A 26,549-nucleotide genomic window follows, 5' to 3' on the forward strand; every position below is an offset into this window, starting at 1 on the left:
ATAATGAAATTAGTTTTCGTTCTCACTTCACTGTGCATCATTAAATTTCTTCGTATCTATGCAATTATGAATTATTAGCACAGTTAATGAATTCATTCTGATATCTATTATGCAAGAAGAGTATCAAGAAAGTAGCCCGCAAATTTGAACTGTAATATTACACCATGCATTTATTCATATGGAATTGATAAGAAAAATGAGTGCAAACCCATAGATAAATGGTATACTACATGCAACATTCAGCACAATCAAAATCATTTAGATAGTTCATTCACTACATTCTGATATAACTATAAATACTTACGGAATTGCTTATGGATTACGAAAGAGAATTTGACCCGCAAGAGTTACTAATGGGAAATGGTGAGGAAAATAGTATAATCCTGCCAGCAGCTTTTATCCACAAGCTATCAGAGTCTCGATCACTTAAGATGGTTTTGGACACTTTCTCAGAATGGGTCAATATCTTATTCTATGCTGACAGAGTCAGCTTAACGCTCTACAATAACCAAAAGCATTTAGAACTGTATTCTATTTCTGGTAATCAGGCAATACCTCTTGACTTCAAAGTTCCAATCGACCAATCATTTGTTGGCAGAGCCTTTACAAAAAGAAAATTAATGATTTGTGATAATCTGTCAAAATCCCAGGAGATCGATTGTAAAATGCTCTTCGCTAATGGTATTCAAACGTGCATGGATGCCCCTCTTCTGGTTTCAAATAAATGTATTGGAACCCTGAATGTAGGCCATTTAAATAAGCACTATTATACTAAGTCTCAAGCGTTGAAGCTGCAGTGTCTGGCAAACTGGATCGCTCTAAACATCTCCTTGCATTTGCAGGTAATGGAAATGGATAAACTTGCTTCAACAGACTATTTAACAGGCGTACCCAACCGCCGTGAGTTTAATAAATTCATTAGCGAGAAAATACATCATTACAACAAAGATAGAGAAGCTTTTTTCTTTGGCATACTGGATATTGATCATTTCAAAAAGCTAAATGATTATTATGGGCATGCCGCTGGCGATGTTATACTCAGAACAATATCTCTGGAGATAACATCCACCATTCCTTCTGGATATTTCTTCGCCCGAATTGGAGGTGAAGAATTTGCTCTGGCAACCTCATCAAATTTATCTCAAAATTCGGCTTACACATTCTACAACTCAATACGTGAACTCATAAAAAATATAACTATAAAATATTTCGATGAAACTATAACATGTACTGCCAGTATTGGTTTCACCGCAATTCATGAGGGTGACGTTCAAATTGAGGATATTTATGCAAGAGCCGACAAAGCCCTTTACAATGCAAAAAATTCGGGAAGAAACATTGTTAAATTTTCAACATAGCCACCTGATTTATAGAATAATAAGTGTAAAAGCCTGCCGATAATTTTATCTTTCGTTTTTAAATCTTTAATAAAATTTCTCCCGGATATCATAGCCCGTTTACTGAGCACCTGATTATGTCGATTGAAGCCGGGGCTGTGCGCAATCTCTTCTGTCAAAATATTTGTCTGAGAAATAACCCTGGCTTCCATCGACTCACTTCGCGGGAGAATGATGCTGGACAATGTTTTGCCTGCCTGACGGACTCGCACGAAATAACCAGAGTGGAGATTGTGCCCCGTGAGCGCTGGATGTGGATTTCAGGCACAAAAAAACCACCTTTCGGCGGTTTCACGACACGGCTTATCATTGATTTTATTCTTTGTTTCCCATGGTAGCTGGAGTGGGACTTGAACCCACACAGTGCGAAGTCCGAGGGATTTTAAACACAATGCCAGTCACCTTAAGTGACTGGCATTAGCCGTAAGGCCTCTTTTTCTATCCAGCGTTAACGTCGTTAAATAAAACTGTCGTCATCATTGCTGTAGTCGTCATCTGCATCGTCGTTCTGCCAGGTGTCGTTATTATTGCCGAACGGATCATCCTGGTTGAGGAAACGGGTGTCAGAGACATTATTAAAGTCGCCGTACTGATTACCGACAAACGGCTCACCACCGGCGGGTGTTGTCGGTTCTTCGATGATGTTCACGATCTCTTCCGGCCGCGACTGATGGAACATACTGGTCAGCATCTCGGCCAGCACGACGCCACCGGCCACACCAGCGGCTGTCTGGAGCGCGCCTGCCATAAAACCGCCGCCGCGAGGAGCCGAAGCCGGCGCTGACGCCCGTGAATAATCCTGCGCTGGTGGCTGTTGCGGCTGGGCATTCCAGCTATTGTCCGGCTGCGGGCTGCTTTTCCCACCACCAAACAGGCCGCCGAGAAAACTGCCGCCCGTCGAGGGTTTGCTTTTTTGCGCGGCTAATTCGCTTTCAAGCTCCTGAACCCGGGCCTGCAGGCGTTTCAGCGCCGCTTCCTGAATCAAAATCGATTGCGCCATATAATAGGGGGCCGCAGGCTGCTGTCTGACGAATTCCGCGATCTGACGCTCTGCATCTGCATCCCGTTGGCTGTTTTGTTGTCCGGTCTGTTTCAGACGTTCGAAAAGGCCGTTGATAAGCTGTTGTTCTTCATATTGCATGACAATAACCTTCCGCTCTCCAGGGTGGATGCCATCTAGTTTATCAGCGGCGACAACCTGTGTCTGGCGAGCGAAATGTTTGTTTAATATTGGTTGCAAGTTAGCTGAAACTCGCCCTACTTTCGAGGCGAAAAAAATCCAAATACCCTTTTAAACACAATGCCAGTCACCTTAAGTGACTGACATTACACCTATTGGTGGGATGAAAAGCAGGTAACCATTTTTCACAGTTGCAATAGCGCCCAGACTGGAGGCACAAAAAAACCACCTTTCGGTGGTTTCACGACACTGCTTATCATTGATTTTATTCTTTGTTTCCCATGGTAGCCGGAGTGGGACTTGAACCCACACAGCGCGAACGCCGAGGGATTTTAAATCCCTTGTGTCTACCGATTCCACCATCCGGCCAGGGAAGAAAGTGGAGGCGCGTTCCGGAGTCGAACCGGACTAGACGGATTTGCAATCCGCTACATAACCGCTTTGCTAACGCGCCTTAAATCTTTTGTCTTTCAACCAGCACCCGCAATTGCCGATGCATTTAATCTGGAGCGGGAAACGAGACTCGAACTCGCGACCCCGACCTTGGCAAGGTCGTGCTCTACCAACTGAGCTATTCCCGCATGTCATCAAGTTAACAGCTAACCACTTGATTTCATTATCGTCCGGCTAACTGTGCCGCCGTTCGATGCGTTGCATTCTACTGATATGACGTTTTGAGTCAACGTTATTTTTTACATCCCTGGATCGTTTGCTGAAATTTACGGCGAAACGATCACTGTTCAAGCAAATCTCCGCGCGCAGCGTTCAAATATTGCAGCATGGACCACAGCGTCAGCACTGCGGCAACCCACAGCAAACCAATACCCGCCCACTCAACCCAGGCATTTGGACGCCACAGCATCCAGACCAGAGCCGCCATCTGCGCGGTTGTTTTAACTTTACCGATCCAGGATACCGCCACGCTGCTGCGTTTACCCAGCTCCGCCATCCACTCACGCAGGGCAGAGATGATTATCTCGCGGCCAATCATGGTTGCCGCAGGCAGCGTCACCCACCAGGTATGATAATGCTCAGCCACCAGCACCATCGCGATAGCGACCATCACTTTATCGGCCACTGGATCAAGGAACGCCCCAAAGCGGGTGCTTTGATTCCAGCGACGCGCCAGATAACCATCAAACCAGTCGGTAACGGCGGCAACCAGGAAAATCAGCGCACAGGCAAACGGAGCCCAGACAACCGGCAGATAAAATGCCAGTACAAAGAATGGGATGAGCACGACGCGAAAGAGAGTGAGCAACGTAGGGATATTAAATCGCATAATGACGGTAACTGTCTGTTGTCAGTAAAATTTAGCTCTATGTTGCTACAGAGCCCTTAATGTTTCAACGAGTAGTAGATCTTTTCTGCCAGCCCTTGCGAAATACCCGGCACTTTTGCAATTTCGTCCACGCTGGCGTTGAGTAATCCTTGCAATCCGCCCATATATTTCAGCAGCATCTGGCGGCGTTTTGGCCCAACGCCTTCAATCGTCTCCAGCGTACTGGTATTTTTTACTTTCGCCCGTTTTTTGCGGTGCCCGCTAATCGCATGATCGTGTGATTCATCACGAATGTGCTGAATCACATGCAGCGCGGGGGAATCCGGCGGCAGGCTAAAGCCTTCACCTTCCGGTTCGAAGAACAATGTCTCCAGCCCGGCTTTACGATCTGCCCCTTTCGCCACCCCGAGCAACAACGGATGGTTTTTATCCCAGACCACATCCAGCGATTCAAACACCGCTTTAGCCTGCCCCAACTGCCCTTTCCCACCGTCGATAAGAATGACATCCGGGATTTTGCTCTCTTCGATGGCTTTACCATAGCGGCGACGCAGCACCTGGTTCATTGCCGCATAATCATCGCCCGGCGTGATCCCCGTGATGTTATAGCGACGATACTCGGCACGCAGCGGACCATTCGCATCAAACACCACGCAGGAAGCCACGGTCTGTTCGCCCATCGTGTGGCTGATGTCGAAACATTCCATGCGTTTGACGGCCGGCAGTTTCAGGAGCGTTGCCAGGGCGGTTAACCGCTGGCTGACCGTCGATTGCTGGGAAAGTTTGGTGGTAAGTGCTGTCGCCGCGTTGGTGCGCGCCAGTTTCAGGTAACGCGCACGGTCGCCCCGCGGTTTGGTTTGTACATTAACCCGACGGCCAGCCAGTTCAGACAGCGAATCGGCCAGCAAGGTTTTGTCGTCGAGATTAAAATCAAGCAGGATCTCCGACGGCAGCGTGCGCATCTGGCTTCCCTGCAGGTAGAACTGACCGACAAAGGTTTCGACCACTTCACCCAGCTCGGTACCGCCAGGGACTTTCGGGAAATAGCTGCGGCTGCCAAGCACTTTGCCCTGGCGAATAAACAGCACATGCACGCAGGCCAGCCCGGCGTCAAAGGCAACGCCAATAACGTCGAGATCGTCGCCGGTATTCGACACGAACTGTTTCTCGGTCACCCTGCGTACTGCCTGGATTTGGTCGCGTATACGCGCGGCCTCTTCAAATTCCAGCGCCGCGCTGGCTTTCTCCATACGGGCGATCAGTTGGGTCAATACCTGGTCATCTTTTCCGGCTAAAAACAGACGCACATATTCAACCTGTTGCGCGTACTCTTCTTCGCTCACCAGACCGGCAACGCACGGCCCCAGGCAGCGACCAATCTGGTACTGCAGGCACGGGCGGGAGCGGTTACGGTAGACGCTGTTTTCACACTGGCGAACCGGAAAGATTTTTTGCAGCAGCGCCAAAGTTTCACGCACCGCATAACCGTTAGGAAACGGTCCGAAATACTCTCCCTTTGCATGTTTTGCACCACGGTGCATGGCGAGCCGGGGGTGAGTATCACCGCTCAGGAAGATAAACGGGTAGGACTTATCATCGCGCAGCAGGACGTTATAGCGCGGCTGATACAGCTTAATATAGTTATGCTCAAGCAGCAGCGCTTCTGTCTCCGTATGCGTAACGGTGACATCAATAGTCTGGATGAGTGCGACCAGCGCTTCGGTCTTACGGGAGGCAAGGTTGCTGCGGAAATAACTGGAAAGGCGTTTTTTGAGATCTTTCGCCTTCCCCACGTAGATAACCGTACCGCCAGCGTCATACATGCGATAGACGCCTGGCTGGCTGGTGACGGTTTTCAGAAATGCTTTTGAATCGAACACATCACTCACTGACTTATTAACGTCTCCGCATTGCACAGACCATGACGAATGGCCAGATGAGTCAGTTCGACGTCGCCGTGGATGTTCAGTTTACTGAACATCCGATAACGATAGCTGTTCACCGTTTTGGGGCTGAGATTCAGTTGTTCTGAGATCTCATTCACCTTCTGACCTTTGGTGATCATCAGCATAATCTGCAATTCGCGCTCAGACAAACTGGCAAACGGTGATTCCGTTTTCTCCGGTTCAATCTGGCTCAGCGCCATTTGTTGAGCAATGTCGGAAGCAATATAACGCTGCCCGGCAAACACAGAACGGATAGCATTGACCACTTCCTGTGGTGCCGCGCCTTTACTCAGGTAACCGGCTGCTCCCGCCTGCATAACTTTCGCGGGCAGTGGGTTTTCAGTATGCACGGTCAGCATGATGACTTTGGTATCAACAAACGTGCGGGCGATTTTACGCGTTGCTTCAAGCCCACCAATACCGGGCATGTTCATATCCATCAGCACAACGTCTGCCGAGTTAGCGCGACACCACTTCACCGCGTCTTCGCCACAGCACGCCTCACCGGCAACTTTGATACCCTTTATGTCTTCAAGAATGCGTCGTATCCCTGCGCGCACCAGTTCGTGGTCATCAACAAGAAGGACGTTGATCAAAGGAAATGTCTCCAGAATAGGGATAACGCTACTGACTGCTAATTTGGTTTATATTAACGGTTTTCACCGCAAGATTAAAACGCTAAAAACCCGACGCTTCGATTTTGCTCTCGTTTTTGGAAATTAGCCTGTACAGAGGGTGGAAAGAAAACCCGCACAGCCAGCGCTTTTGCAGCTATTTTTAAGCATCTGCATTCAAAACGTTACAAAAAACCGCTGGCATCATCAGCAAAAAGAACAACTCTCAACTTTTTGTAACAATAATTAACGACAAGCGAACCGGTGATAAACAATTAATAGCTGATAAACAGTTGTTCACTTTACTCCGCTGCCATGTTTACGCAAATAAACACCTGACGGGAAAGTACAAAAAACAACCACTGCATTTTTTGGTTCAGCTTGTGGTATACTCCGCCGCCTTAACTTTCATCGTCGCGCTCAAGCGCTGTTTAATAATGAGGAAAATAAATGAGCACACCTGATTTTGCCACTGCAGAGAATAACCAGGAACTGGCACAGGAAGTAAACTGCCTGAAAGCACTGCTGACGCTCATGCTGCAGGCTATGGGCCAGGCTGATGCTGGTCGTGTGATCATTAAGATGGAAAAACAAATCGCGCAGATGGAAGGCCAGGCTGAATCCGCGGTATTTGCCAATACCGTTAAGCAAATTAAACAAGCTTACCGTCAGTGAAAAAAAACGGCTGGATGCGATGCATTCAGCCGTTATTTCGTCTGGCACGCAGAACATTTTGTCTAATCAGATCAATCCCGTCGCCGCTGCATAACAGGCTATCTGCGTCTTGTTTGGCGCATTGAATTTCTTCTGCATATTCTTTTGATGGAAGTTAACCGTATTCTCAGAGATTGAGAGAATGATTGCTATCTCTGCAGAGGTTTTCCCTTCTGCGGTCCATTTCAGAATTTCCCGCTCACGTTTGCTGAACCTCATTTCAGGCGGCATCACCATTTCATGTTCAAAACGAAGCAGAGACGTTAAGGCCATTTGCACCAGCATTTGCAGCCGCAACTCTATTTCTTCGTTGGCTAACGAATTTGCCAGTACACTCGTACGAGAAACCGACAGAAAGCCAAGTGCATGATTAGGCAGCATCAGGCACTGTGTTATTCCCTTACGTAAACCGTGATCGCGCGCACCGTCCCATAATTCCTGGGCATCTGCGAATAATTCATCAGTCCAGGGTAAATGCCCCTGAATGAAATTCTCCGGCTTCAGTACCGGATCGATGGAAAAATAATTCTCTGACTGATATTGCGCCATCCATTGTTGCGGATAACTGGAATGTACTGAAATCCTGGGGCGCGTAAATGGCACGGGGTGGCGCACGCAGAGAGCGAAATAATCAAACTCGAGTGCCTGCGTTTGCAGCTGGAGTTCCTGATATACCTCGTCGGCACAGGTCAACGCCTGAAACCGGAGGAAGCATTCCCGTCGCCAGTTGAAAAAGTCTGAATCCCTCATACTTAGTGAATAAAACCTCTGATAAAGATAATCATTATTATGGTGAATATAACCTAACACATAAAACTTCTTTCTTACTACGAAATATCGGCATTATTACAATTAACTTTAGTTTTAATGCGGTTTAACCGAAGTTAGCGGAATTAAAAAACAGAAGAAGAGACATAACAGGAGAATAATTTGCTCCAGAAAACAAACCTGGAGCAAATTAACGTAAAAATGCTACTGCATGAGGAATTTTTCAAGGAACTGACGGGTTCGCGGCTGCTGTGGGTTTGCAAATAAACGCTTCGCTGGCCCCTGCTCCACAATCCGTCCCTGATCCATGAAAATAGCCCGGTCTGCAACATCACGGGCAAAGCTCATTTCGTGGGTTACGATAACCATCGTGCGCTTTTCCTGCGCCAGCTGGCGGATAGTATTCAGCACCTCGCCCACCAGTTCTGGATCAAGCGCCGAGGTTGGTTCATCGAACAGGATCACATCAGGGCGCATCGCCAGCGCACGGGCTATCGCCACGCGTTGTTGCTGCCCCCCAGACAGACGGCGCGGATAGCTGGTTTCTTTACCCGCCAGCCCTACCTTAGCAAGCAGTTCGCGCGCTCGCGCCGTTGCTTCGTCTTTAGGCTCACCTTTCACGATAACCGGCCCCTCAATAATGTTCTCCAGCACCGTCCGGTGCGGGAACAGATTGAAGTTCTGAAAAACGAAGCCAACGTGCTGACGCAGACGACGAATTAACCCCTTCTGCTGGTTGATAGACTTACCGGTATCAATAGTGATATCCCCCACCCGAATCGTTCCGCCCTCAGGCTGTTCAAGCAGGTTGATGCTGCGCAGCAGCGTCGTTTTTCCTGAGCCGCTTGGCCCAATAATCGCCACCACTTCGCCCTGCTCAACCTCAAGATCGATTCCGTGGAGCACCGTTTGCCCGTGGAACTTTTTCACCAGGTTTTTAACGTCGATAGCACTCATTTCGGATCACGCTCCTGGCGGTTAAGCTGGTTTTCAAAGTAGTTTTGCAACGCAGACAGCACCGTCGCCATCACCCAGTAAATCAGCGAGGCCGCCAGATACATGGTGAACACTTCAAGCGTGCGCGAAGTGATAAGCTGCGCCTGACGGAACAACTCTGGTACCTGGATCGTTGCCGCCAGCGAGGTGTCTTTCACCAGGCTAATAAAACTGTTGCTGAGCGGAGGCAAGGCCACGCGCGCCGCCTGTGGCAGGATTGCCCGACGCAACGTTTGCCACGGTGTCATACCGATACTGGCCGCAGCTTCCCATTGCCCTTTATCAATAGACGAGATGGCCGCCCGCAGGGTTTCCGAGGTGTACGCCGCGGTATTCAGCGACAGCCCAATCATTGCCGCCGGGATCGGATCAAGCTCAATACCAAACTGCGGTAAACCGTAGTAGATCATAAAGAGTTGAGCGATGAGCGGCGTACCGCGAAACACAGAGATATAAAAACGCGCCAGCCAGCGTACCGGCCAGACGGGCGACATACGCATTAAGGCCAGCACAAACCCGAGCACCAGACCGAAGAACATCCCGCCGATACTGAGCTGTAACGTAAACACCGCCCCCTTGAGCAGGAACGGTAGCGAATCAATAACCAGTTGAATACTTTCTTGCATTATTATTTTTCGACCTGACTTTTAAACGTGAGGATGGTAGGCAAACAGCGCAGGTGCCCCGCCGGTGTGAACAAACAAAATCGGCCCTTCATCCTTAAAGCGTTTCTGCGCGATACCGTCAATAAGACCCGCCATCGCCTTGCCGGTATAGACCGGATCAAGCAGGATCCCTTCGAGGCGCGCCAGCAATTTCACGGCTTCCATCCCCTCTTCATTTGGCGTGCCATAGCCCGGTGCAAAATAGTCATCCCAGAGTACAATATCCGCCTTCGCCTTCAGCTCCAGCTGCTCTGCCACCGCCTGCTGTAAAGTCACCACTTTCGGCTTCTGCTCCGCAACGCTGCGGGATACCGTCACGCCAATAAGCTCCACATCCGGCAGTAGTTGTTCCAGGCCGACAGCCAGCCCCGCGTGCGTACCCGCACTGCCAGAAGCGACGACCACGGAGGACAAACTGACAGCACCTTCGCATTGCTGGGCAATTTCCAGCGCACTTTCCACATACCCCATCGCCCCCAGCGCATTCGAGCCGCCCACAGGAATGACATACGGACGGAACCCCTGCGCTTCCAGCCGCGTGGCCAGCTCCCCGAGCTGTGCAGCCGGGTCAGTCAGAGCATCAACCATTTCGACCTGTACATTAAACAGATCCAGCAGCAGGCGGTTGCCGTTGGTCAGGTAATTTTCCGCGCGCGTGCCGATCGGGTTTTCCAGCAGCGCCACGCAGTGCAGCCCGAGTTTTGCCGCAACTGCAGCCGTCTGGCGAACGTGGTTAGACTGGATTGCTCCTGCGGTGATCAGCGTATCCGCACCTTCACGCAGCGCATCGGCCGCGAGGAACTCCAGTTTGCGCAGCTTGTTACCGCCCATCGCCATTGGCGTCACGTCATCACGCTTAATAAAAATATCGCGTCCTAAATAATCAGAAAACCGCGGTAAGTACTCCAGCGGCGTCGGTGCACCGATAAACTCCAGACGGGGAAAACGCGTTAAATTCTGTAGTGACATGGATCCTCCGGTAACGCTGTTTTTATGTATTATTTTTATTATGCACGTTGTCGTGCCAGAAATAAAAAAGGCGCTTTTAAAAGCGCCTTTTTTTATCGTCAGAGACTTATTTAGTCACGTCAGCCCCGAACCACTTCTCAGAGAGTGCCTTCAGGCTGCCGTCTTTTTGCATATCCGCAATGGCGGCATCAATGGCTTTCACCAGATCTTCGTTACCTTTACGCACTGCAACACCCGACTCCTGGCGAGAGAATGCATCACCAGCCACCGCCAGGGTATTGTTCGTTTTCTTCACCAGATCCAGCGCGGCCAGACGGTCAACCAGAATGGCGTCGATACGGCCAACACGGAGATCCTGGTACTTCGTCGGGTCATCATCATAGGTGCGGATATCCACACCCTGAACGTTCTGGCGCAGCCACTCTTCGTAGTTCGTCCCCAGGCCGACGCCCACTTTCTTACCTTTCAGGTCAGCAGCGGACTTAATGGTGCCCTCGTTGCCTTTCTTCACCAGCGCCTGAATACCAGACACAGTGTACGGCGTAGAGAAATCATATTTCTTCTTACGCTCGTCAGAAATGGTCACCTGGTTGATCACCACATCAATACGTTTGGAATCCAGCGATGCCAGCATGCCGTCCCATTTAGTGGGTTTCAGGGATGCCTGCACGCCGAGATGTTTCGCCAGTTCCTGTGCAAATTCCACTTCGAAACCGGTCAGTTTACCGTCATCACCCTGGAAGCTGAACGGAGGATAGGTTCCTTCCAGCCCGACCAGCAATGTGCCGCGCTCTTTCACTTTATTCAGCAGGTTTTCTGCCGCAAACGTTTTCACGCTCATACCCGCGACCAGCGCAACGGCCATTACGCCCATCAGCGCCTGACGACCCAGAAGTGCTAATTTCATAAGTACCCCGATATAGTGGAATTTTTGAGTAGTGTAGTGAAATCGCCTGCAACGTCAAAGGCAACTGCGCTACATCTTATTCCTTTTTAATATATATCAGAAGTTGTTCCGGCGTGGACTTTCTGCTCTACAGCACCGGGCATTTGTACCTTATATTGTGCATACTTGCGCAGCGCAATACGGTAGTTGTTGGTGCTGGTTGCAGGCAACCACGGCTCCAGATTCTCATCCAGATACCCAGTTTTAAGCAGATCGCGAGAAATGTTTTGTACGGTCAGATGCTGGCCAAGACGACGCAGGCGAACCACATATTCGCGTACAGTGCCATGACTCATCTCCGTTTGTTCAAACAGGAATTGTTTAAAGCCGATGATATCGAAGAAATCGCTTTGTTCTTTGCAGTGAAGATCGCCACAGAAACGGCAAAGCGCCACCCACTCTTTTTGCTCTTCGAGCCATGCGGCTTCATCCATCAACGTGTCGAGACGAGAAATCGCAATTTTATTAACGATTTCACCGCGACGAACCAGCGTGATACGATCGAGTAACTTGTTACAGTGGGCGCAATGCGTCTGGCTGTGTTTAAAGTCTTTCAGGTAGCGGCTTAAAGGCCGTCTTTTAGATTGCTGCACCGTCATGATAACTCCTGGTTGTCAATACGTTGTGCGGCATTTTTCAGATGAATCAATCACCTATAACTTACCCAGTTTCGTCCGTAAGCGTTTAATGGCCTGACTGTGCAGCTGGCTCACCCGCGATTCACCCACTTCCAGAACAGCGCCAATCTCTTTGAGGTTAAGCTCTTCCTGGTAATAGAGGGTCAACACCAGTTGTTCACGTTCGGGTAAAGCTTCAATCGCTTCCATGACGCGATGGCGTAGATTACCTTCCAGTAAATGGTGTAACGGGTTTTCTTGCTGATGCTCATCCGTCACCAGCTCGATGCTATCGCCATGCTCTTCACGCCACTCGTCATAAGAGAAGAGTTGGCTATTATTGGTGTCGAGCAACATCTGACGATACTCTTCAACAGCAATGCCAAGACGTTCCGCTACTTCAGTTTCCGTCGCGTTACGTCCCAGTTCCTGTTCCAGCTGCCCCATCGCATGCGCCACTTCGCGCGCGTTGCGGCGAACGCTGCGCGGCACCCAGTCGCGGCTGCGCAGCTCGTCCAGCATCGCACCACGAATACGCTGAACTGCGTAAGTAGTAAATGCCGTTCCTTGCAGAGCGTCGTATCGGTCAACTGCATTCAATAACCCGATACCGCCCGCCTGTAGCAGATCGTCCAGTTCCACGCTCGCCGGCAAACGCACCTGGAGGCGCAATGCTTCGTGACGCACCAGCGGGACATAACGCTGCCACAGCGAGTGTTTATCCATTACACCTTCAGCGGTATAGAGTGAATTCACGATAAACAGCCCTGCGTTAATTGAGTTATCGGCATGATTATCCGATTCTGCAGGGGTTTTAATTGGGTGAATAGTGGGTGAAATGAGGGGTTATTTAGGGGTTACAGGCAAATTTTAACGGAAAAAAACCCCGCCGAAGCGGGGTTTGAGCTTATTCAGGCAATTAGCCCTGCAGCAGAGACAGAACCTGCTGAGGAACCTGGTTAGCTTTAGACAGCACGGAGTTACCCGCCTGCTGAACGATCTGCGCTTTAGACATGTTGGACACTTCGGTCGCATAGTCGGCGTCCTGAATACGGGACTGAGCAGAAGACAGGTTAGTGGTGGTGTTGTTCAGGTTGGTTACAGCAGAGCTCAGACGGTTCTGTACCGCACCCAGAGAAGAACGCAGTTTGTCTACAGAAGCGATAGCTTTGTCCAGCAGAGCCAGTGGGTTCTGAGTCGCAGTACCTTTCAGTTCTGCCGTTGCAGTTGCACCGCTCAGCTGCAGAGTACCGGTAGCTACGCCAGTCGTTGGAGCTGCTGCCGCGCTGTTCACCAGAACGTCAACACCGGTAGTACCAGCCTGATAGTTTTTACCCTGGATGGTGACGAAACCTACAGCTGCGCCGTTAGCATCAGAGGTCACTTTGATCAGCTGACCGTTCTGCACCGCACCAGTAACACCGTTTGCAGAGTCATCATAAGTGACTTTAGTGGTGTTCAGGTTAACATTACCAGTAGCCTTGTCGATAGATACAGCGTAGTTATCGCTGCCAGAGCTCACTACAAATGTACCGGTACCTGCACCAGCGTTGTTCTGAACTTCGTGCAGGCTCAGGCTGCTTGCGTTCACGCCCAGAGTAGTAGCAACGGTGCTCAGGTTAACGTTCAGAGACGCTGCACTGGTATCACCGATCTGAGTAATAGAATCGCTCAGTTTCAGGGAGTTCTGAGATACAGAGAAACCGCCCAGGCCCAGAGTAGAAGAGTCGATTTTCTGCAGGTCGATGTTGATGGTCTGGCCATCGTTCGCGCCAACCTGAATCGCCATAGAACCGTTTTTAGCCAGTACGTTCACGCCGTTGAACTGAGTCTGACCAGATACACGGTCGATTTCAGACAGACGGGATTTGATTTCGTCCTGGATTGAAGTCAGGTCAGAAGCGGAGTTAGTACCGGTAGTTGCCTGAACGCTCAGTTCACGAACACGCTGCAAGTTGTTGTTGATTTCAGACAGTGCGCCTTCAGTGGTCTGCGCCAGAGAGATACCGTCGTTTGCGTTACGTGCAGCCTGAGTCAGACCCTTGATGTTAGACGTGAAGCGGTTGGCAATCGCCTGGCCCGCAGCATCATCTTTTGCGCTGTTGATGCGCAGACCGGAAGACAGACGCTCGATAGAAGAAGACAGAGCAGACTGGTTCTTGTTGATGTTGTTCTGAGTGATCAGCGAGAGGCTGTTGGTATTAATGACTTGTGCCATGATTACGTTTCCTGTTGTTCATCAAATCTGTTTGGTTAGATTTGGGTTTCCACCCTTCGGCTTCATCGCCGTCAAAGGTGTTATCGTCTGCCCCAAAACAACCTTTAGATTTTTTTTCAGGATCTCGATAATTTTTTTAGCCACGGAAATACTCTTCTCTATATGCCTTATTCCTGCCATTAGAAAAAAGAAATTAATCGTAAACTTTCCCCTGTTGAGGCCGATAACCCCATTATTCGTTCTACGTGTCGATACATTAAGGAATAAATATGGCAAGTATTTCATCATTGGGAATCGGTTCGGGCCTAAAGTTAGCGGACATTCTGGATAGCCTGACGACTGCGGAAAAAGCACAGTTGACGCCGATCTCCAAACAGCAGACCTCCTATACCGCCAAGCTCAGCGCCTACGGCACGTTAAATAGTTCGCTGGCAGCGTTTCAGACGGCCAACACCGCGCTAAATAACGCCGACCTGTTTACCGCGACCAGCACGGCAAGCAGCACCACCGCGTTTAGTGCAACCACGACCGGGAGTGCGATTGCCGGGAAATACACCATCAGCGTGTCACAGCTGGCACAGGCGCAGACGCTGACCACGAAAAATACCCGGGCGGATAACACAACCGCTATCGCTTCGGCTGACAGCACAATCACCTTTACCGCCGGTAATGGTAAACCGCCGGTAAGCATCGGCATCAGCGCAGCAAACTCATCGTTAACCGGTATCCGCGATGCGATCAACAAAGCTGAAGCGGGTGTGAGCGCCAGTATTATCAACGTTGGCAATGGTCAGTACCGTCTGTCCATTACCTCAACCAATACCGGTTCTGCAAATGCCGTTAGCATTGGCGTAAGTGGTGACAGTGCCCTGCAGTCCTTCATGGGTTACAACGGTACCAATACCGACGCCAGCAACGGTATGAGCGAAAGCGTGACCGCGCAAAACGCAAAGCTGAAGGTTAACAACGTTGATATCGAAAACAGCAGCAACACTATCAGTGATGCGCTGGAAGATATCACCCTGAACCTGAACGATGTGACGAGCGGTAACCAGACGCTGACGATCAGCAAGGATACGTCTAAAGCATCAACCACGATTAAAGCATGGGTTGATGCCTACAACACCCTGCAGGACAGCTTTGCCGCGCTGACCAAGTATACGGCAGTGGATGTAGGTTCCACGCAGGATGCCAACAACGGTGCTCTGCTGGGTGACAGCACGTTGCGTACGATTCAGACTCAGCTGAAAACCATGCTGAGCACCTCAGTAGGTGGAACGGCCTATAAAACGCTGTCGCAGGTGGGCATTACCTCCGATCCGTCTACCGGTAAGCTGCAGCTGGACAACACCAAGCTGCAAACTGCGCTGACCAATAACTCGCAGGCTGTGAAAGACCTGGTGGTGGGTGACGGTAAAACCACCGGTATCACTACCAACATGGCGACTCACATGACTGACTGGCTGTCCAGCAAAGGCATTATTCAGGCAGCAAAAGATGGTGTCAGCAAAACGCTGAACAAGCTGACGGATCAGTACAACGCCGTGAGCGATCGCATCGATGCGACAGTTGCACAGTATAAAGCCCAGTTTACCCAACTGGACATCATGATGACCTCGCTGAACAACACCAGCAGCTACCTGACGCAGCAGTTTGATACCAGCTCGTCAAGCAAGTAGTAAACGCTAACCAGACCCGAGGGGGATAACATGTACGGCGCAAAAGGCACGCAAGCCTACGCAAAAATAGAAGTTGAAAGCGCGGTGATGAGCGCCAGCCAGCATCAGCTGGTTATCATGCTATTTGATGGAGCCCTCAGCGCGCTGGTACGCGCGCGTCTGTTTCTGCAGGACGGCAATATCCCGGCAAAAGGGCTGGCGCTTTCAAAAGCCATCAACATTATCGAAAACGGGCTCAAAATCGGCCTGGTTGAAGGGAATGGTGATGAGCTGACACAAAATCTGATTGCCCTTTATGCCTATATGGTAAGACGACTCCTGCATGCCAACGTGAATAATGATGCCAGCGCCATCGAAGAGGTGGAAATCTTGCTGCGCAATATCGCTGACGGCTGGAAGGAGGTTGCCGGTTCGCCACAACTGATTCAGGACGCCGTCTAATGAGTAATGCACCGCAACTTTATTCTCTCTATCAACAACTCCTTGAGCAGAGCCAGTTGATGCTGCGACTTGCTCGTCAGGGGTTATGGGATGATCTCATCACCTGTGAAACCGATTATGTTAATGCGGTGCACTCTCTGGCCAGACTCACTCAGGAAACCGCCCCTTCCGCACAATTGCAGGAGCAGCTTCGTCCGACGCTACGGGTGATTCTGGATAATGAAAGTCAGGTTAAAACGTTGCTGCAAGCCAGAATGGATGAGCTGGCAAAGCTGGTGGGTCAATCCTCCATGCAAAAAACCGTTCTGTCGACCTACAGCAACCAGGGCGGTCACGTTCTGGTTCCGCAAGGTAATCCTGAAGTCAGTTAGCCACTTTACTGGCGAACGAACTCCTCTCGCGTCGTTCGCCAGGCATTTATTCCCCCGCTACGCCATACTTGAGTTTCGCGACCTCATGGAGATGGTGCATGCGCAATCCCACCTTACTGCAATGCTTTCACTGGTATTACCCCGCTGGCGGTGAACTGTGGCGAGAAATTACGGCCCTGGCCCCTAATCTTAATGAAATTGGGGTCAATATGATCTGGTTACCCCCGGCGTATAAAGGCGCATCAGGCGGGTATTCGGTTGGATACGACTCTTACGATCTTTTCGACCTGGGTGAATTCGACCAGAAAGGCAGCATCGCGACAAAATACGGTGATAAACCCCAGCTTCTGGAAGCCCTCGACGCCTTAAAGAGTAATCAAATCGCCGTGCTGCTTGATGTGGTGGTGAACCACAAAATGGGGGCAGATGAAAAAGAGTCCATCCGCGTACAGCGTGTGAACGAGCAGGATCGTACGCAAATCGATGATGACGTTATCGAATGCGAGGCCTGGACGCGCTACACCTTCCCTGCCCGCGCCGGGCAATATTCACAGTTTATCTGGGATTTTAAATGCTTCAGCGGTATCGACCACATCGAAAACCCCACTGAAGACAACATCTTTAAAATCGTCAACGACTACACCGGCGAAGGCTGGAATGACCAGGTCGATGATGAAATGGGTAATTTTGATTATCTGATGGGCGAAAATATCGATTTTCGCAATCACGCCGTTACGGAGGAATTAAAATACTGGGCGCGCTGGGTGATGGCGCAAACACAGTGCGACGGCTTTCGTCTGGATGCGGTAAAACACATTCCAGCCTGGTTTTATAAGGAGTGGATTGAACACGTTCAGGAGATTGCCAGTAAGCCGCTGTTTATCGTGGCCGAATACTGGTCGCATGAAGTCGATAAACTGCAGAATTACATCAACCAGGTCGACGGAAAAACAATGCTGTTCGACGCCCCTCTGCAGATGAAATTTCATGAAGCTTCGCGCCAGGGGCGAAACTATGACATGAGCCAGATCTTCACCGGCACGTTGGTGGAAGCCGATCCGTTTCATGCGGTGACGCTGGTTGCCAACCACGACACCCAGCCTTTGCAGGCGCTGGAAGCGCCGGTTGAAGCCTGGTTTAAACCGCTGGCGTATGCGCTGATCCTGCTGCGGGAAAACGGTGTGCCGAGCGTGTTTTATCCGGATCTGTTCGGCGCACGCTATGACGATACCGGGGGCGACGGTAAAACGTATCACATTGATATGCCGGTTATTGAACAGCTTCACGAGCTGATTCTGGCGCGCCAGCGCTTTGCCCACGGCGTTCAGACGCTGTTTTTTGACCATCCTAACTGTATCGCCTTTAGCCGCAGCGGCACCGAGGACGATCCCGGTTGTGTGGTGGTGCTTTCCAATGGTGATGATGGTGAGAAGGTCATTTGTCTCGGGGAAAACTACGGCAACAGAACGTGGCGTGATTTTCTGGGCAATTGCGAAGAAAGCGTCATAACAGCGGCGGACGGTGAAGGTACGTTTACCTGCAAAGGTGGAAGTGTGAGCGTGTGGGTAATAGAGGATGTGCTGTAGCGCTGGAAAAAGTACAGCCTGATGCCCTCACCCCGTTCCTCTCCCACGGGGAGAGGGCGAAAACACAAAAAACGGCAACAACGTTGCCGTTTTGCTTTTACCCTCAGGGCAGCTTACTCTCCAGCGGGTTTTTGCTCAGATAATCTGCGCATTCCACCGTTGGGCGGTCAACCTTCTGCAACACCATACCATCATACTCAAGCGTCAGGCCATCACGCGCCAGCGGGTAGATATCCAGCTTGCGGGTCACGTTATAATAGTTTTCTGAACGCAGCATAATTTTACCCGGCACGGCCAATACGCGCTGCCACTGACGGCAATCCAGCGTATCGCCCTCCTCCGTCACCACCAGCGTGGCAATCGCCTCCGGGCTGACCATTTTGCTCTGCGGCCCTTTTGACTGCCAATATCCCGCCAGATACGCCGGAACAGGATGTTTTATCACGTCCTGATAGTTATCAACCTGAGCGCACCCGGTCAGTGCCAGCAGCGCACCCATAATTGCTATTTTTTTCATCATCTTTCCTGCATGCGAAGAAAAAAATATTGTGGCATTAAAGCGCGGAAGCCGCCAGAAGAAGATATGAAGCGCCTACACCTGCATGGACATGATGTCCTGATACGCAGACACCAGCTTATTACGCACCTGGATCCCCATTTGCAGGGAGACCGATGCTTTTTGCAAATCGGTCATCACATCGTTTAGCGCCACGCCCGGCTCACCGAGGGTGAACTTTTCCGCCTGCGTACGCGCAGCGGTCTGGGTATCGCTGATACGGTCAAGAGCGGCGTGCAGTTGCCCCGCAAAGCTGATGGCCGGCTGTTCTGCTGCCACGTTCTGATTACGGGCCGTCATCGCCGTTGCCTGCAACTGACTGATTACCCCTTCAATGCCCTGTATAGCCATGACTCTCCCCTGGATGGTTTTTTACGCGGTCAAGACTAACAGCTTGTCAATAAGATAATGGCGGTAAATAACGTGAAAAAACCAGGTTATTTGACGCATAGAAAATCCCGAATCATCAAATAATGGCAGGGCCATCAATATGGAACTTTTGTCGTGTTTGCCGACCCGGGAGTCAGTTTTGTTTCTCTACACGAATAACGTAAACCACCAGGATTTAAGAGGTGCGCAATGACTGCAACAGCATCAACAGCGCCACAAAATAAATCACTCGAGTGGATGAACCGCCTTCGCGCGAACCCTAAAATCCCGTTGATCGTGGCAGGCGCTGCCGCAATTGCGATCCTTGTAGCGATGGTCTTGTGGGCAAAAAGCCCTGATTACCGCACACTCTATAGCAACCTTTCCGATCAGGATGGCGGTGCCATCGTCACCCAGCTTACCCAGATGAACATCCCTTATCGCTTTGCCGATAACGGCGGTGCGCTTGAAGTGCCTGCGGATAAGGTACATGAGCTGCGTCTGCGTCTGGCTCAGCAAGGTCTGCCGAAGGGGGGGGCGGTCGGTTTTGAACTGCTGGATCAGGAAAAATTCGGTATCAGTCAGTTCAGCGAGCAGGTGAATTACCAGCGCGCGCTGGAAGGTGAACTGGCCCGTACGATTGAAACCTTAGGCCCGGTGAAGAGTGCCCGTGTGCATCTGGCCATGCCTAAACCGTCTCTGTTTGTTCGTGAGCAAAAATCCCCGTCGGCTTCCGTTACCGTTAACCTTGAACCTGGCCGCGCGCTGGATGAAGGGCAAATCAGCGCCGTGACGCATCTGGTGTCCAGCGCCGTTGCAGGCTTACCGCCGGGTAACGTGACGCTGGTCGATCAGAGCGGCCATTTGCTGACCCAGTCCAATACCGCGGGTCGCGATCTGAACGATGCTCAGTTGAAATACGCAGCCGATGTGGAAAACCGCCTCCAGCGCCGTATTGAAGCGATCCTTGGCCCGGTTGTGGGTAACAGCAATGTGCATGCGCAGGTGACCGCGCAAATTGACTTCGCTAATAAAGAACAAACTGAAGAACAATACAGCCCGAACGGTGAACCGTCTCAGGCCGTCATGCGTTCTCGCCAGATCAACTCGAACGAGCAGGTCGGTGGCCCTTACCCTGGCGGTGTGCCGGGTGCGCTGTCGAACCAACCGGCTCCGGCTAACGCTGCCCCTATTTCTACTCCTCCGGCAAACCAGCAGAACGGACAGCAAAATAATCAGCAGACGACCTCTACGGCAAGCAGCAATGCAGGCCCGCATACCAGCAGCCGTAACGAAACCACCAACTATGAAGTTGACCGTACTATCCGCCACACCAAACTGAACGTGGGCGATATTCAGCGTCTTTCTGTTGCCGTGGTCGTGAACTACAAAACGCTGCCGGACGGTAAATCGCTGCCGCTGACGGCCGAGCAGATGAAGCAGATCGAAAACCTGACCCGCGAAGCAATGGGTTACACGGAAAAACGTGGCGATACCCTCAACGTGGTGAACTCACCGTTCAACTCCGTTGATGAAACGGGTGGCGAGCTGCCGTTCTGGAAACAGCAGGCGTTTATTGATCAACTGATGTCCGCTGGTCGCTGGCTGCTGGTTCTGATTGTCGCGTGGCTGCTGTGGCGTAAGGGCGTTCGTCCGCAGCTCCAGCGTCGTGCTGAAGCCGAGAAAGCCGCTCTGGAGCAGATGAATTCGCGTCAGGAAGTGGAAGAAGCGGTTGAAGTCCGTCTGAGTAAAGACGAACAAACGCAGCAGCGTCGTGCTAACCAGCGCATGGGTGCCGAGGTGATGAGCCAGCGCATTCGCGAAATGTCAGATAACGATCCGCGCGTCGTCGCGCTGGTCATCCGTCAGTGGATGGGTAACGAACATGAGTAACACGCTTACAGGCACCGATAAAAGCGTCATCCTGCTGATGACCATTGGTGAAGACCGTGCGGCAGAGGTGTTTAAACACCTCTCCCAACGAGAAGTACAAATTCTCAGTGCGGCAATGGCAAACGTCCGCCAGATCTCCAACAAGCAGCTCACCGAAGTGTTGGCGGAGTTTGAGCAGGAAGCGGAACAGTTCGCGGCGCTGAACGTCAACGCCAACGACTACCTGCGTTCGGTGCTGGTGAAAGCGCTGGGCGAAGAGCGTGCCGCCAGCCTGCTGGAAGATATTCTGGAGACGCGCGATACCGCCAGCGGTATCGAAACGCTCAACTTTATGGAGCCGCAGAGTGCCGCCGACCTTATTCGCGACGAGCACCCGCAGATTATTGCCACCATTCTGGTTCACCTCAAACGTGGCCAGGCAGCCGATATTCTGGCACTGTTCGACGAGCGTCTGCGTCACGACGTCATGCTGCGTATCGCCACCTTCGGTGGTGTTCAGCCTGCCGCGCTGGCGGAACTGACCGAAGTGCTGAACAACCTGCTCGATGGCCAGAACCTCAAACGCAGCAAAATGGGCGGCGTGAGAACGGCAGCAGAAATCATCAACCTGATGAAAACACAGCAGGAAGAAGCGGTTATTACTGCAGTTCGCGAGTTCGACGGCGAACTGGCGCAGAAAATTATCGACGAGATGTTCCTGTTCGAAAACCTGGTCGAAGTGGACGATCGCAGCATCCAGCGCCTGCTCCAGGAAGTGGACTCCGAATCGCTGCTTATCGCCCTCAAAGGTGCCGAACAGCCGCTGCGCGAGAAGTTCCTGCGCAACATGTCCCAGCGTGCGGCAGATATCCTGCGCGACGACCTGGCCAACCGTGGCCCGGTGCGTTTGTCTCAGGTGGAAAACGAACAGAAAGCCATCCTGCTTATTGTTCGTCGTCTGGCGGAAACCGGCGAGATGGTGATTGGCAGCGGAGACGACACCTATGTCTAATGAGCTGCCGTGGACACGCTGGACGCCTGACGATCTGGCTCCTCCCCTCGCCGGGTTCACGCCCGCCGTGATGTTGCCTGAGGAAGGCGACACGGAAGCCGAGGTACCTGAGCTTAGCGAAGAAGAGCAACGTGCCCAGATGCTGGCGCAAATGCAAATGCAGGCGCATGAACAGGGCTTCAACGCCGGTCTGAACGAAGGGCGACAGAAAGGCCAGGAGCAGGGTTACCAGGAAGGTCTGGCAAAAGGTCTGGAACAAGGCATTGAGCAAGCACGTCAGCAACAGGCCCCGCTTCATGCCCGTATGCAACAGCTGGTCAGCGAATTCCAGCATACGCTGGATGCGCTGGACAGCGTGATTGCGTCGCGCCTGATGCAGATGGCGCTTGAAGCCGCTCGCCAGGTGATTGGTCAGACGCCGACGGTAGATAACGCGGCACTCATCAAACAAATTCAGGGGCTGCTCCAGCAGGAGCCGCTATTTAGCGGAAAACCACAACTGCGCGTTCATCCGGACGATCTGCAGCGTGTGGAAGATAGCCTGGGTGCAACGCTGAGCCTGCACGGCTGGCGTCTGCGCGGCGATCCGTCATTACATCACGGTGGATGTAAAGTGTCTGCCGATGAAGGCGATCTGGATGCCAGCGTCGCCACCCGCTGGCAGGAACTGTGCCGCCTGGCCGCACCGGGAGTCGTCTGATGACTGCACGCCTCACGCGCTGGCTCAACACGCTCGATAACTTTGAAGCAAAGATGGCACAACTGCCGTCTGTTCGTCGTTACGGGCGCTTGACGCGCGCCACCGGTCTGGTGCTGGAAGCAACCGGTCTGCAACTTCCGCTGGGTGCGACCTGCGTGATTGAGCGCCAGGATGGGCAAGAAACGCGTGAAGTGGAAAGCGAAGTCGTCGGTTTTAACGGTCAGCGTCTGTTCCTGATGCCGCTTGAAGAAGTGGAAGGCATTCTGCCCGGCGCGCGCGTGTACGCCAAAAACATCAGCGGCGATGGCCTGCAAAGTGGTAAACAGCTGCCGCTTGGCCCTGCGCTGCTCGGCCGCGTACTGGACGGAAGCGGCAAGCCGCTCGATGGCCTGCCCTCACCCGATACGACTGAAACCGGCGCGCTAATCACCCAGCCGTTTAACCCCCTGCAGCGAACCCCTATCGAGCATGTTCTGGATACCGGCGTGCGCCCGATTAACGCCCTGCTGACGGTGGGCCGTGGGCAGCGTATGGGCCTGTTCGCCGGTTCCGGCGTGGGTAAATCGGTTCTGCTCGGCATGATGGCGCGTTATACCCAGGCAGACGTTATCGTCGTGGGCCTGATCGGTGAACGTGGCCGTGAAGTGAAAGACTTCATTGAAAACATTCTGGGTGCGGAAGGCCGTGCCCGCTCGGTGGTCATCGCCGCACCGGCGGATGTTTCACCGTTACTGCGTATGCAGGGTGCCGCGTATGCCACCCGTATTGCAGAAGATTTTCGTGACCGTGGGCAGCACGTGCTGCTGATCATGGACTCCCTGACCCGTTACGCCATGGCGCAGCGTGAAATCGCGCTGGCGATCGGTGAGCCACCGGCCACCAAAGGCTACCCGCCGTCGGTATTTGCTAAGCTCCCGGCTCTGGTAGAACGTGCAGGGAACGGCATCAGCGGCGGTGGCTCAATCACTGCTTTTTATACGGTTCTGACCGAAGGCGATGACCAGCAAGACCCGATTGCCGACTCTGCGCGTGCGATCCTTGACGGTCACATTGTGTTATCGCGCCGTCTGGCCGAAGCCGGGCACTATCCGGCCATCGATATTGAAGCATCAATCAGCCGTGCAATGACGGCATTGATAACCGAGAAGCACTACGCCCGCGTGCGTAACTTCAAACAACTGCTCTCCAGCTTCCAGCGCAACCGCGATCTGGTGAGCGTGGGGGCGTATGCCAAAGGCAGCGACCCGATGCTCGACAAAGCGATTACCCTGTGGCCACAGCTGGAGGCGTTTTTGCAACAAGGTATTTTTGAACGCGCCGACTGGGAAGATTCGATACAGGCTCTGGAGCTGATTTTCCCGCAGGTGTAATACAGGTGGAGGGCGAAGGTCATGGCGCAAAATAGCGCGTTATCAACGCTAAAAGATCTGGCTGAAAAAGAAGTTGATGATGCCGCATTGCAGCTTGGCGCAATGCGACGCGGGTGCCAGCAGGCTGAAGAACAGTTGAAAATGTTAATCGACTATCAGCATGAATATCGCACCAACCTTAATACCGATATGACTCAGGGCATTGGAAGCCAGCGCTGGATTAACTATCAGCAGTTTATTCAGACGCTGGAAAAGGCGATTGAACAGCATCGCCAGCAGCTTCATCAATGGACCCAAAAAGTGGATACCGCGCTAACTTTCTGGCGCGAGAAAAAACAGCGACTGCAGGCCTGGCAGACCTTACAGGACAGGCAGGTTGCGGCAGCGACTCTGGCGGAAAACCGTCAGGATCAGAAAAAAATGGATGAGTTTGCCCAGCGCGCATCAATGAGGAAACCGGAATGATCACACTGCAACAACTGCTGATGACCGACAGCGGCCTGTCAGGCGACACGCAGACGGGGAAAGGCACCGACGGTGCGCAAGATTTTCTGTCTCTGCTGGCGGGAGCCTTGACCGATGCTACCGGTAAGGGCAAAGATGCGCCGCTGACCCTGGCTGATCTGAAAGCTGCCGGCAGCAAACTGTCAAAAGCCACGCAGGATGCCAAAGGCGAAACGACCCTGCAGGCAAAAATTGCCGATCTCCTTTCACGTCAGGCAACGGCGACCAGCGATGAGACGGCCGGGACGACCTCGCTGCAATCTCTCGTTTCCGGGTTGATGCCGGCATCAAACGCGGATGCCCTGAAGACGCTGGCCGCAGCCAATACAAAAGATGACAGCAAAAGCGAGTTGAGTGAAGACGAGCTGGCGGGATTAAGCGCGCTGATGGCAATGCTGCCGCACCAGCAGACCACCGCGCCGGTGGTGAGCCAGCCAACAAGCGCTGGCGGCATTGCCGCACAGTCGGCGTTGACCTCTGCCGCGCTCACGCAAAACAGTGCAGGTCAACAGCCCCTGAACAACTCGCTGGCGGGACATGACCATGATAAAGCACAACCTGCCGCGCAATATCAGGCACAAAACGCTGATTCTGCCCTGCCAGCCAGCGCGTCTGCAACGCCAGCCGTGGCCGCTTCAGCCGAGAAACAGGACATAGCCAGTTCCTCATCAACAACAACAACGCCGACCGCCACTCTGGCACCGATTGTCACCAGCCAGGCAACCTCTCAGCCTGCCGCTACCGTGGCCACCGCGCCAGTGTTAAGCCAGCCGCTGGGCACCAGCGAATGGCAACAAACGCTGAGCCAGCACATCACGCTGTTCACGAAACAGGGGCAACAAACAGCAGAACTGCGTCTGCACCCGGAAGATCTGGGCCAGGTGCAAATTTCGCTTAAACTGGATGATAACCAGGCGCAACTGCAGATGGTGTCTCCACATAGTCATGTGCGCGCGGCACTGGAAGCTGCACTGCCAACGCTGCGTACATCGCTTGCTGAAAACGGCATTCAGCTTTCGCAGAGCAGCGTCAGCAGTGAGAGCTTCAGCGGGCAGCAACAGTCGTCATCCCAGCAGCAACAGGCTTCGCGTTCTGGTCAGAATGGCGGTTTTAACGAAGAGAGTGATGAGTTATTACCCACTCCGGTGTCACTGCAATCCGCCGCGCGTGGAAACAGTGCCGTAGACATCTTCGCCTAAACGCCAGAGGTAGCGTGATTATCCCCGTCTTTTCCACGCTTTGACGTCCGCCGGACACGGGATAATCACCTTATTAAGCTGTACCGAAACAGGAAGCTCGTATCAGATGACTGACTCCGCTATCACCAAAAAAAGTAAGCGTTCCATCTGGATCCCGCTGCTGGTGTTGATCACGCTCGCCGCCTGCGCCACCGCGGGCTATAGTTACTGGCGTATGCAGCAGGAACCTACCACCGCTGCAGCCAAAGCTGAAGCACCCCCTCCGCCGGCTCCGGTGTTCTTCCCGCTGGATACCTTCACCGTCAACCTGGGTGATGCGGATCGTGTGCTTTATGTTGGCATTACGCTGCGTCTGAAAGACGAAGCCACGCGTTCTCGTCTGAACGATTACCTGCCTGAAGTCCGTAGCCGTTTGCTGCTGCTGTTCTCACGTCAGGATGCGTCGACACTGGCCACCGCTGATGGTAAGCAAAAACTGGTCGATGAGATTAAGCAGACGCTGGCCACGCCGCTGGTAAACGGTCAACCTAAGCAGGAAGTCACTGACGTTCTGTACACAGCCTTCATTCTGCGGTAAC

At 52.2% G+C, this 26,549-nt stretch carries 27 protein-coding genes and 3 tRNA genes; 13 read left to right on the forward strand and 17 right to left on the reverse strand.

Going from position 1 to position 26,549, the window contains the following annotated elements:
• Positions 1-314 precede the first annotated feature (314 nt).
• Complete coding sequence (locus tag ACJ9N4_RS02790) at positions 315-1,358, forward strand: sensor domain-containing diguanylate cyclase (RefSeq protein WP_182919859.1); 1,044 nt, start codon at positions 315-317, stop codon at positions 1,356-1,358.
• Between the two features lie 496 nt (positions 1,359-1,854).
• Here the strand turns inward: ACJ9N4_RS02790 and ACJ9N4_RS02795 are convergent, their stop codons facing one another.
• The 7 genes from ACJ9N4_RS02795 to uvrY form a co-directional block, all read right to left on the reverse strand.
• Entirely contained in the window at positions 1,855-2,538 is a 684-nt protein-coding gene (locus ACJ9N4_RS02795) for a DUF2076 domain-containing protein (RefSeq protein ID WP_182919858.1), read from the reverse strand.
• 321 nt (positions 2,539-2,859) lie between these two features.
• Positions 2,860-2,946 (reverse strand) — tRNA-Leu (locus tag ACJ9N4_RS02800).
• Positions 2,947-2,957: 11 nt separating this feature from the next.
• Positions 2,958-3,031, reverse strand: a tRNA-Cys gene (locus tag ACJ9N4_RS02805).
• A gap of 51 nt (positions 3,032-3,082) precedes the next feature.
• Positions 3,083-3,158, reverse strand: a tRNA-Gly gene (locus ACJ9N4_RS02810).
• Between the two features lie 152 nt (positions 3,159-3,310).
• Positions 3,311-3,859, reverse strand: coding sequence for a CDP-diacylglycerol--glycerol-3-phosphate 3-phosphatidyltransferase (gene pgsA, locus ACJ9N4_RS02815; RefSeq protein ID WP_006176115.1), 549 nt, complete (start codon positions 3,857-3,859; stop codon positions 3,311-3,313).
• Between the two features lie 56 nt (positions 3,860-3,915).
• A complete protein-coding gene (gene uvrC, locus ACJ9N4_RS02820; RefSeq protein WP_196390169.1) occupies positions 3,916-5,748 on the reverse strand; it encodes an excinuclease ABC subunit UvrC in 1,833 nt (610 codons plus the stop codon).
• A complete protein-coding gene (gene uvrY, locus ACJ9N4_RS02825; RefSeq protein ID WP_182271873.1) occupies positions 5,745-6,401 on the reverse strand; it encodes a UvrY/SirA/GacA family response regulator transcription factor in 657 nt (218 codons plus the stop codon). Before uvrY ends, uvrC begins: the two co-directional genes overlap by 4 nt.
• 468 nt (positions 6,402-6,869) lie before the next feature.
• Here uvrY and ACJ9N4_RS02830 point away from each other — a divergent pair, with 468 nt between their 5' ends.
• On the forward strand, positions 6,870-7,094 hold the full coding sequence (locus tag ACJ9N4_RS02830; protein WP_182271874.1) for a DUF2594 family protein: 225 nt from the start codon (positions 6,870-6,872) through the stop codon (positions 7,092-7,094).
• A gap of 66 nt (positions 7,095-7,160) precedes the next feature.
• Here the strand turns inward: ACJ9N4_RS02830 and sdiA are convergent, their stop codons facing one another.
• From sdiA to ACJ9N4_RS02870, 8 genes are all read right to left on the reverse strand, one after another.
• Positions 7,161-7,883 carry a transcriptional regulator SdiA gene (gene sdiA, locus ACJ9N4_RS02835; RefSeq protein WP_182274535.1) on the reverse strand — a complete coding sequence of 241 codons (723 nt, stop codon included), beginning with the start codon at positions 7,881-7,883 and terminating at the stop codon, positions 7,161-7,163.
• Between the two features lie 222 nt (positions 7,884-8,105).
• Positions 8,106-8,858, reverse strand: a complete 753-nt coding sequence (gene tcyN, locus ACJ9N4_RS02840; protein ID WP_182919855.1) for an L-cystine ABC transporter ATP-binding protein TcyN — start codon at positions 8,856-8,858, stop codon at positions 8,106-8,108.
• On the reverse strand, positions 8,855-9,523 hold the full coding sequence (gene tcyL / locus ACJ9N4_RS02845; RefSeq protein WP_013096022.1) for a cystine ABC transporter permease: 669 nt from the start codon (positions 9,521-9,523) through the stop codon (positions 8,855-8,857). Before tcyL ends, tcyN begins: the two co-directional genes overlap by 4 nt.
• 21 nt (positions 9,524-9,544) lie before the next feature.
• Positions 9,545-10,531, reverse strand: a complete 987-nt coding sequence (gene dcyD, locus ACJ9N4_RS02850; RefSeq protein WP_182919854.1) for a D-cysteine desulfhydrase — start codon at positions 10,529-10,531, stop codon at positions 9,545-9,547.
• Positions 10,532-10,637: 106 nt separating this feature from the next.
• Complete coding sequence (gene tcyJ / locus ACJ9N4_RS02855) at positions 10,638-11,438, reverse strand: cystine ABC transporter substrate-binding protein (protein ID WP_182271878.1); 801 nt, start codon at positions 11,436-11,438, stop codon at positions 10,638-10,640.
• Between the two features lie 86 nt (positions 11,439-11,524).
• Positions 11,525-12,076: a flagella biosynthesis regulatory protein FliZ gene (gene fliZ, locus ACJ9N4_RS02860; RefSeq protein ID WP_182271879.1), complete on the reverse strand. Its 552-nt coding sequence runs from the start codon at positions 12,074-12,076 to the stop codon at positions 11,525-11,527.
• Positions 12,077-12,130: 54 nt separating this feature from the next.
• A complete protein-coding gene (locus tag ACJ9N4_RS02865; RefSeq protein WP_181619939.1) occupies positions 12,131-12,850 on the reverse strand; it encodes an RNA polymerase sigma factor FliA in 720 nt (239 codons plus the stop codon).
• A 163-nt stretch (positions 12,851-13,013) separates the two neighbouring features.
• Complete coding sequence (locus ACJ9N4_RS02870) at positions 13,014-14,312, reverse strand: FliC/FljB family flagellin (protein ID WP_182271880.1); 1,299 nt, start codon at positions 14,310-14,312, stop codon at positions 13,014-13,016.
• Positions 14,313-14,581: 269 nt separating this feature from the next.
• Between ACJ9N4_RS02870 and fliD the strand changes: the two genes are divergently transcribed.
• The 4 genes from fliD (at position 14,582) to amyA (ending at position 18,389) form a co-directional block, all read left to right on the forward strand.
• Positions 14,582-15,991 carry a flagellar filament capping protein FliD gene (gene fliD, locus ACJ9N4_RS02875; RefSeq protein WP_182919852.1) on the forward strand — a complete coding sequence of 470 codons (1,410 nt, stop codon included), beginning with the start codon at positions 14,582-14,584 and terminating at the stop codon, positions 15,989-15,991.
• Positions 15,992-16,021: 30 nt separating this feature from the next.
• Positions 16,022-16,432 carry a flagellar export chaperone FliS gene (fliS, locus tag ACJ9N4_RS02880; protein ID WP_182271882.1) on the forward strand — a complete coding sequence of 137 codons (411 nt, stop codon included), beginning with the start codon at positions 16,022-16,024 and terminating at the stop codon, positions 16,430-16,432.
• Positions 16,432-16,803 (forward strand): flagella biosynthesis regulatory protein FliT, encoded by a 372-nt coding sequence (gene fliT, locus ACJ9N4_RS02885; RefSeq protein WP_182271883.1) that lies wholly within the window; start codon positions 16,432-16,434, stop codon positions 16,801-16,803. Before fliS ends, fliT begins: the two co-directional genes overlap by 1 nt.
• Positions 16,804-16,901: 98 nt before the next feature.
• Positions 16,902-18,389: an alpha-amylase gene (gene amyA / locus ACJ9N4_RS02890; protein ID WP_411500224.1), complete on the forward strand. Its 1,488-nt coding sequence runs from the start codon at positions 16,902-16,904 to the stop codon at positions 18,387-18,389.
• A 103-nt stretch (positions 18,390-18,492) separates the two neighbouring features.
• Here amyA and yedD read toward each other — a convergent pair whose 3' ends face one another.
• Positions 18,493-18,906, reverse strand: a complete 414-nt coding sequence (yedD, locus tag ACJ9N4_RS02895) for a lipoprotein YedD (RefSeq protein ID WP_411500276.1) — start codon at positions 18,904-18,906, stop codon at positions 18,493-18,495.
• Between the two features lie 75 nt (positions 18,907-18,981).
• Positions 18,982-19,296, reverse strand: coding sequence for a flagellar hook-basal body complex protein FliE (gene fliE / locus ACJ9N4_RS02900; RefSeq protein ID WP_182271885.1), 315 nt, complete (start codon positions 19,294-19,296; stop codon positions 18,982-18,984).
• 228 nt (positions 19,297-19,524) lie between these two features.
• Between fliE and fliF the strand changes: the two genes are divergently transcribed.
• From fliF to fliL, 7 genes are all read left to right on the forward strand, one after another.
• A complete protein-coding gene (gene fliF, locus ACJ9N4_RS02905) occupies positions 19,525-21,207 on the forward strand; it encodes a flagellar basal-body MS-ring/collar protein FliF (protein WP_182271886.1) in 1,683 nt (560 codons plus the stop codon).
• Positions 21,200-22,198 carry a flagellar motor switch protein FliG gene (gene fliG, locus ACJ9N4_RS02910; protein ID WP_182271887.1) on the forward strand — a complete coding sequence of 333 codons (999 nt, stop codon included), beginning with the start codon at positions 21,200-21,202 and terminating at the stop codon, positions 22,196-22,198. Before fliF ends, fliG begins: the two co-directional genes overlap by 8 nt.
• The gene (gene fliH, locus ACJ9N4_RS02915) at positions 22,191-22,898 is read left to right on the forward strand and encodes a flagellar assembly protein FliH (RefSeq protein WP_182271888.1); all 708 of its coding nucleotides are present in this window, start codon (positions 22,191-22,193) and stop codon (positions 22,896-22,898) included. The genes fliG and fliH overlap by 8 nt, the downstream gene beginning before the upstream one ends.
• Positions 22,898-24,268, forward strand: coding sequence for a flagellar protein export ATPase FliI (gene fliI / locus ACJ9N4_RS02920; RefSeq protein WP_182271889.1), 1,371 nt, complete (start codon positions 22,898-22,900; stop codon positions 24,266-24,268). Before fliH ends, fliI begins: the two co-directional genes overlap by 1 nt.
• A gap of 21 nt (positions 24,269-24,289) precedes the next feature.
• Positions 24,290-24,733: a flagellar export protein FliJ gene (gene fliJ / locus ACJ9N4_RS02925; protein WP_182271890.1), complete on the forward strand. Its 444-nt coding sequence runs from the start codon at positions 24,290-24,292 to the stop codon at positions 24,731-24,733.
• Positions 24,730-25,971, forward strand: coding sequence for a flagellar hook length control protein FliK (fliK, locus tag ACJ9N4_RS02930; protein ID WP_411500225.1), 1,242 nt, complete (start codon positions 24,730-24,732; stop codon positions 25,969-25,971). Before fliJ ends, fliK begins: the two co-directional genes overlap by 4 nt.
• Positions 25,972-26,077: 106 nt before the next feature.
• Positions 26,078-26,548 (forward strand): flagellar basal body-associated protein FliL, encoded by a 471-nt coding sequence (fliL, locus tag ACJ9N4_RS02935; protein ID WP_182271892.1) that lies wholly within the window; start codon positions 26,078-26,080, stop codon positions 26,546-26,548.
• The last annotated feature ends 1 nt before the right edge of the window (position 26,549 follow it).

Source organism: Enterobacter sp. LM3 (assembly GCF_046622475.1).
GTDB classification, from domain to species: Bacteria; Pseudomonadota; Gammaproteobacteria; order Enterobacterales; family Enterobacteriaceae; genus Enterobacter; species Enterobacter cloacae_P.